The 4,613-nt window shown below is 48.7% G+C and carries 2 protein-coding genes and 1 pseudogene; all 3 read left to right on the top strand.

Going from position 1 to position 4,613, the window contains the following annotated elements; all coding sequences use genetic code 11:
* Positions 1–145: 145 nt before the first annotated feature.
* Positions 146–1,363: a macrolide efflux MFS transporter Mef(A) gene (gene mef(A) / locus ACQREB_RS08770; RefSeq protein WP_074560477.1), complete on the top strand. Its 1,218-nt coding sequence runs from the start codon at positions 146–148 to the stop codon at positions 1,361–1,363.
* Between the two features lie 77 nt (positions 1,364–1,440).
* Positions 1,441–1,857 (top strand): annotated as a pseudogene (locus tag ACQREB_RS08765) (aminoglycoside adenylyltransferase domain-containing protein); the annotation flags it as partial.
* A gap of 470 nt (positions 1,858–2,327) precedes the next feature.
* Positions 2,328–4,613, top strand: a 2,286-nt coding sequence (locus ACQREB_RS08760; RefSeq protein ID WP_427767806.1) for a beta strand repeat-containing protein, incomplete at its 3' end; no start/stop codon positions are given.

The raw sequence follows: 4,613 nt of genomic DNA, 5'->3' as shown, positions 1-4,613 counted from the left end.
CATGTCTTGTTACGATTTACGCTTGTTTTGATTTGCAACACTAAGATAAGTGAAAAATCTGACATGGCAAAATCCTGAGCAACTTTTTGTTGCTCAGGAACTTATAAATAAAGTTAAATCAAAGTGTTGCGGAATTAAGGTATAAATGGAAAAATACAACAATTGGAAACTTAAGTTTTATACAATATGGGCAGGGCAGGCAGTATCATTAATCACTAGTGCCATCCTGCAAATGGCGATTATTTTTTACCTTACAGAAAAAACAGGATCTGCGATGGTCTTGTCTATGGCTTCACTTGTAGGTTTTTTACCCTATGCGGTCTTTGGACCAGCCATTGGTGTATTAGTGGATCGTCATGATAGGAAGAAGATAATGATTGGTGCTGATTTAATTATCGCAGCAGCTGGGGCCGTGCTAGCTATTGTTGCATTGTATATGGAGTTACCTATCTGGATGGTTATGGTAGTATTGTTCATCCGTAGCATTGGAACAGCTTTTCATACCCCGGCTCTCAATGCGGTTACTCCACTTTTAGTACCAGAAGAACAGCTTACGAAATGTGCAGGCTATAGTCAGTCTTTGCAGTCTATAAGCTATATTGTTAGTCCGGCGGTTGCAGCACTCTTATACTCCGTTTGGGAACTAAATGCTATTATTGCCATCGATGTATTGGGGGCTGTGATTGCATCTATTACGGTAGCAATTGTACGTATTCCTAAGCTAGGTGATCAAGTGCAAAGTTTGAAACCAAATTTCATAAGAGAAATGAAAGAAGGAATGGCTGTACTACGGCAAAATAAAGGATTATTTGCTTTATTACTCGTTGGAACATTATATATGTTTGTTTATATGCCCATAAATGCATTATATCCTTTAATCACTATGGAATATTTTAATGGTACACCGATGCATATTTCTATTACGGAGATTGCTTATGCCTCTGGTATGTTGATAGGGGGTCTATTATTAGGGTTATTTGGGAATTACCAAAAGCGAATCTTATTAATAACGGCATCAATTTTTATGATGGGGATAAGCTTAACCATTTCAGGATTACTTCCTCAAAGTGGATTTTTCATATTTGTAGTCTGCTGTGCAATAATGGGGCTTTCGGTTCCGTTTTACAGCGGTGTGCAAACAGCTCTTTTTCAGGAGAAAATTAAGCCTGAATATTTAGGACGTGTATTTTCTTTAACTGGAAGTATCATGTCTCTTGTTATGCCAATTGGGTTAATTCTTTCTGGATTCTTTGCTGATAGAATCGATGTAAATCATTGGTTTTTACTATCAGGTATTTTAATTATTTGCATTGCAATAGTTTGCCCAATGATAACTGAGATTAGAAAATTAGATGCAAAATAAAATAAAGGGCGTGTTCGTATGATAGATAATATTATTCAATCAGTGACAGAAAAATTATCCTCTTTGCCTTATATAGAAACATAAATGCTATTAGACCACTTGAAGTTACGGTCATAAATCAAAAGGATGTTGTCCCTTGGAAATTTCCTCCTAAACATGAATTTATGTATGGTGAGTGGCTAAGGGAGCAGTTTGATAAGGGAGCAATTCCTGAGCCAACTTATGATCCCGATTTAGCAATTCTTTTATCTCAATTAAGAGAAAATAGTATTAACCTTTTCGGACCAGAGGCAACAGAAGTGATTGAGCCTGTACCAATGACAGATATTCGAAGGGCGATTAAAGAATCCTTACCCGGGTTGATAGCTAGCATTGAAGGTGACGAACGCAATGTGATTTTAACTTTAGCCAGAATGTGGCTGACATCCTCTTCCGGTAGAATTTGCTCAAAAGATCAGGCTGCTGAATGGGCGATACCTAAATTAGCCAAAGAGCTACTACGACGAATGTCTATAAGTGGAACGGAACCGCAGATACAGCGGAGCCCAGCGACTATGATACAGCCTCAAATTGGTTGAAGGGTGATACGAACACCACTTGGTCCGACATTTCATCCATCACCAATTTCGCGACTTCTACGTCGACGCCTGCGCGGCCGCAGAATAAGGGCGTTGTTCTTTACTTTGACGGCAACGGCAGAACTTTGAATTTTCGCGGCAAGGGGCTTGTTACTTCCGACGGCGGCGGAGCTTGGGTCGCGGGGACCAACAATACCGTTACTGTCGATATCGGACAATGGGCCGGAAGTATTCGTGTCGATGCGACAAACACTTTGAATACGTCTTGGACGAAATTGAAAGAAGGCAATATCGTTGCGGAGGGTATCGTTAACGGCACCGGAGATCTTGAATTTGACGGCTCAGGTCTTCGTACGTGGTACACCGGCGAAAATGGTCAGATTAATATGTTGACGGCTACAAGGGTTTCCAATAGCGGCTCCATTTCCGCGACGGGGCTTGGTACGGTGACCTTCAGCATGCTGACGAGCATCGCCGCCGGCTCCTACGTTGAGGCCGCAGGCGCTACGGTCGATTTCAATTCGAAAACGGTTTCCGGCGCGGGCTCGATCAAACTCTCTTCGGGCACGATTAAGAATGTGACTATCGGCTCCGGAATGACGTTTGATGTCGCGGGCACAGGTTCACTTTCCGGCGCGATAACTCTCGGAGGCGTCGTGAATTTCCTGTCGTCTTCGTCAGCTCTTAACGCGTCGGAGACGACGTCGTTTTCCGTGACGAGCGATGTGGTTTTCTCGCTTGCCGGATTGTCCGGTGTTAAAAATGATGACGGTTCGACGACCTTTTCTCTGATTTCCGGGAAGACTTTAGGAACGGATTGGACCGGCTTGAACGCAAGCAATCTCAATCTTGTGGGGACTGGAGTCGGTTCCCGAAATCAGACGGTTTCGTTTTCCGAGAATGGCTCGGTGACCGTCAGTGGAACGCTCGCGAATCTCGTCTGGTCTGGAAAGAACAGCTCGGTTTGGGATGTGTCCACGCAGAATTGGACAAACGGAGATGCGGACGATGTCTTTTACAGCAACGACAATGTGACGTTCAATAAAGACGTTGCCGTAACCGTCGATTCCGCCGGCGTGGCGGCGGGAACTGTGACGATTGCTTCCGGCAAGACAGTTTCATTCACGCAAGGAGCCGTGCATGCCGCGTCTTTCGCACTCGGATCTGGGGCGAGTTTGTCCCTTGACGCCGGCAGCGCGAACGGCGCGACGGCGACGCTTGCCGACAATTCGCGCTACATAGTTACGGCGACCACGGGAGCATTCGATTTTTCAAATGTTTCTGGAACGGGATCGTTGGTGTTCAAACCGACTGTTGCCAATCCCGGTTACAACGGGGGAATCAAGGTTGAGCTTTCGGACGATTTCACGGGAGAATTTGTTCTTGATTCTAATGTGTGGCTTTCGTTCGCCGCAGATCATTCGACTTTCGGCGGGGCGACGATAGTGCTTTCCGGCGGTGCTCTTTTCCACTCGACGAAAACTGTCAATCTTACGAACGACATCCGTTTCGACGGCGAAGCGGAGATTTGGACGGATAATGGAAGCGCGACCGTGACGCTTTCCGGCGACGTGACGGGAAGCTCCGGAACCCTGAACCGCCGCGGCGGCGGTGCGATGATTTTCTCGAAATCCGTGAGCGTCGAGACGTTCAATCAGAAAGACGGTGCGACGAGGGTCACGGGAACGGCAACTCTCGGAACGGCATCGGTTTCCGGCGGCTCATTGACCTTTGAGGGCGCGACGACGCTCGGCACGTTGAACGTCACGAATGGAACGACGAATTTCACGGGCGCGACGAACATCACTTCCGCGACAGTCACGGGCGGAACTTTGAAGTTCGATTTCGGCGCGTTGAACAATGTGGCCACGTTTTCTTCCGCCTCGACACTCGCCGTCAACGGCGGTACGGCGATATTCGGCTACGATTCCGGAGAGGGAGGAACGATTACGGGCGATTCGTTCGGACAGAATCTTTCGATCGTCGTCGGGTCGGGCGCACGAATGACCATCGCCATTGCTCAAGGTGCTACGGCAATGAAGGCGTTCGCCGGTAATCTGACACTCAAGAACGGCGCGACTTACTATAAGTTCGACGGCGGCGTTGAACTTGCCGGGAACGTTACGCTCGGCGAGGCGGATTCGGATGTCGTTTACCTTCTCGGCAACTGGGGCAAGCTCGGCACTAAGATTTCGGGCTCGCTCTCCGGCGCGGGAACGGCGTATTTCGGGAACAACGGGGACAGCGACACGACTACGGAAGTGCTGACGATTTCCGGTTCGGACAATTCCTACAGCGGCGAAATCGTCGTCGGGAAGAGGAATGCGGGTACGGACTCCGCCCGAAATACGGAACTGGTTCTGAGTACGGCGACGGCGCTCCAGAACGGAAAGGTCAATCTCGCCGGAAGCGCGGCGGGCAATTACGCGCAGCTCACGCTCGGCGCGGACACGATCACGATTGCCGGTCTTTCCGGGACGGAGTTCGGTAAGGTTGCGCTCGGCAGCGGCGTTTCGTCTTCGACGCTGACGCTGAACCAGGCGTCAGACACCACGACGTTTTCGGGAACGATCGCGGACGGCATCGCGCTGAAGAAAGCCGGCGCGGGAACGCTGACGCTCGGCGGGAACAACACCTACACGGGCGGAACCGTGATCGAGGCGGGAACGGTC

The organism is Candidatus Spyradosoma sp. SGI.093 (assembly GCF_050314555.1).
Taxonomy (GTDB): domain Bacteria; phylum Verrucomicrobiota; class Verrucomicrobiia; order Opitutales; family UBA953; genus Spyradosoma.
The sequence above is the reverse complement of the archived record's forward strand: the minus strand, read 5'-3'. Positions and strand labels throughout refer to the sequence as shown.